Annotated in this window: 1 pseudogene; it reads left to right on the top strand. The window is 26.2% G+C overall.

Annotated elements, in window-relative coordinates:
- Nucleotides 1-347 precede the first annotated feature (347 nt).
- Nucleotides 348-451 (top strand): annotated as a pseudogene (locus GPA21_RS21410) (YolD-like family protein); the annotation flags it as partial.

The raw sequence follows: 451 nt of genomic DNA, 5'->3' as shown, positions 1-451 counted from the left end.
GCATAGGTTTTCTTGGTATTTAAACTTTTATTAACACTATCCAGATACTTCAAATATCTTACTGCATCTACTATAGGTTCATTATTACCATCTAAAATCATAAAATTGATACCATTCTTAGATTTTACTTCTACTATTTTCATAATAATCTCATTTCTAATTTTAATAGTATAAGTATACACTATTCGAACTCTTTTTACATCATACATATTAAACTTATTACACGTAATAAAAAAAGACTATTTAATATTTTTACTTTGTTCATTTTTTCTTAAAATATGATTCATTTTAAACAAAATAGTCTATATCCTTCAATATATATATAACCTTTTGCAACATTACCCGAACAATTCGAAACGATTCAACAATACATTATCGACCAAAACAAAATTACACGTCCTGTATTATCAGATGATCAATTGGCTGAGCTAAACATTCGGCTACACGAGGC

Source organism: Azoarcus taiwanensis, from assembly GCF_012910885.1.
Lineage (GTDB): Bacteria > Pseudomonadota > Gammaproteobacteria > Burkholderiales > Rhodocyclaceae > Azoarcus_F > Azoarcus_F taiwanensis.
This window is presented reverse-complemented; position numbering and strand designations above follow the sequence as displayed.